Raw genomic sequence first — 2,262 nt, forward strand, 5'->3', positions numbered from 1 at the left:
AAGCCGTACCTCGCCGACGACGGCACCGACCCGACCCTGCCGCCATGGCCCGCATGCGGGACGAGACCGGCGGCCAGGTCGACCACACCAACTACCGGACCATCCGCCGACAGCCGATCGTCCTGGACGGTTGCACCGTGGAGTGAGCCTGGTTCGCATGAACGCCAACGGCGCCGGACACCGCCCGGTGGTCGCCAGCGCCGACCTGGCCGACTGATGGGCGCTCACTCGTGAGCCGGCACCACCGAAGGCTACTGGCGGCGCTGTCGGCCAGTCTGGTCGCCGAACTGCACCCATCAGCGACGCTGTGGCGCACATCTGCGCCCAGAAGGGGGGCAGCCCGGATGCCCCGTGACCAGCAAGCCGAACCCGCCTGCTGGTCGTGGCCGGTCACCGACGCCTACCTCCGGGCCATCGCAAAGCTGCCCGAGCACGAGGCGCGGACGCTGCTCACCTGGTGGCAGTGCGAGAGATGCGCGGTGTGCGGCGGACGAGGCCGAGGTGTTCCTCGACCACGGCACCGGCCTGCTGCGCAGTCGCTGCACCGAGCGGGCAGAGTCCGACATGCCGCTGTTCAACGACTACCGGACCCAGCCCCCGGCCGTGGTGCTGGGCCTGCGCGCCCGTCGCCGGTGCCCCGGGCCGCTGACGGGCGTCGAGCCGCGGAGAACAGGGAACCCGAGCCGCAGCCGGCTCTGGCCGTACCGGCCACATGCTGTACCTAGCAGGGACATGCCTTGCTGGTCGACGGCAACCCGACCCACACGTCGCCCCCACTGCCATCGGGCTCGTCAACGACCACTTCCACGAGGTGCCCGGCAGCGATCATGGCGTGGACCGCAGCAGTCACGTACGCGTCGATCACGTCAAGAAGCTGGGGGTCCACGCACTTGGCGGGATATACGGCAAGGATCAGATCGGAGATGGTGCGAGGACGGCCATCGTGAAACGCGGCAGTGATCAACGCGGCCTCCAGCGGCCCTGCTGCGGTCTGCAAATGCACAACGTAGCGGCGCATCACCGGGATTGACGTCCGAGTTATGCGGTTGCCCGCTCCTCTGCTGCTCCTTGGCCATGCTGGCTGACACACCGCCAGCGCCCGAACCGGTGGATCTCTTGGCGCTGGAGCCCACTCCCTCGGGTGCCCGACCTCTCACAGTAGAGTAGCGCTGCGCGCTGCCTTGAGGCCCTGGGAGAGGATCAGGCAGATGCGGTGTGCCGACACCAGCGAGTTGGCCGACCAGTTCGCCCCGTCACCCGGTGACCCGGATATCACCACTATCGAGGAGTGCCCGTTCTGCGGTTTCGAGACTCTCGTCGCGCCTTACCGCGACGGATATCTCGATGAGATCGGCATCGGACACTGTTGGGGTGCCACCGGAATACGGCTGGCATGGGCCGCCGAGCGGCAGGGACATCTCGGACACAGGTTTTCGGACGGCGTTCGCACAGGTGAGCTCGCCGTCCGAGAACGTACACGTTTCTGAACAGTGAGCGGATGGCCTTGCAACACCGCAGGTTCGAGGCTCGGACGCCCGAATCTGCCGTATCCCGGTGGCGCCCGTTGAGAGTGAGGCGCGCTCCCGCTCGATTCCCGGTCAGGCGGTGGTGAAGGAAATCCACCCGTCCGGGGGACCGCAGTACCTCCCCTGAGGCGCGTCCTGAGGTCTTCTGGGCCCGGCTCACGCTGTCCTGCCCGCGCTGTTGCCCGGTGCCGCCGTAAGGCCGCCCCGGGCTTGTGATCCCTAGGCCATCGAGAGGGAGACGTTAAGCCCTTGCCGGTGGCCAGGATGGTGCCCATGACTGAGAACACGAACACGCACCAGTGGCAGGCGGCCACGATCCTCACCTTGTCCGCCGAGCAGCTCGCAGGGTGAGGCCGGGCAACCTCCGGTTGCTTTCGCCGGAGGGCTCGGCCCTGGCCCAGGAAATCGGCAGGTTACTTCGCCGGCGGCGGCAGGTGCCCCTTTATGATGTCCTCTGCCAGCGTGCGAAGTAGCGCCGCGTCCGTGGAACGTCCTTCTTTCTCCGCCTTGCCGACCGCGCCCATAAGAGCGTTGATAGCGGCCCACCGCTCCTCCGCTACCTTTTCTTCCTTCCGGTCGGCTTTCCTCATCGCGTCGCTTAGCCTGAATCCACGACGTGAATCTGGAAGCGAGGGCCAGGAAATCAAGTGAGGTGCCCCTTGAGCTGGGAGGATGGGAGTTCTTCACGCTTCCAACCGCCGGTTCCAAAGGACACCTCGTAAGTGCGATTCTCCCA

2 protein-coding genes are annotated in these 2,262 nt (G+C 66.8%); both read right to left on the minus strand.

The features are described 5' to 3' along the window. Positions 1–721 precede the first annotated feature (721 nt). Complete coding sequence (locus AB0J09_RS62775) at positions 722–1,018, minus strand: hypothetical protein (RefSeq protein WP_360713771.1); 297 nt, start codon at positions 1,016–1,018, stop codon at positions 722–724. A gap of 921 nt (positions 1,019–1,939) precedes the next feature. Further along, the gene (locus tag AB0J09_RS62780; protein ID WP_360713773.1) at positions 1,940–2,116 is read right to left on the minus strand and encodes a hypothetical protein; all 177 of its coding nucleotides are present in this window, start codon (positions 2,114–2,116) and stop codon (positions 1,940–1,942) included. Between the last annotated feature and the right edge of the window lie 146 nt (positions 2,117–2,262).

It is taken from the genome of Nonomuraea sp. NPDC049784 (assembly GCF_040659615.1).
In the GTDB taxonomy this organism is placed as follows: domain Bacteria; phylum Actinomycetota; class Actinomycetes; order Streptosporangiales; family Streptosporangiaceae; genus Nonomuraea.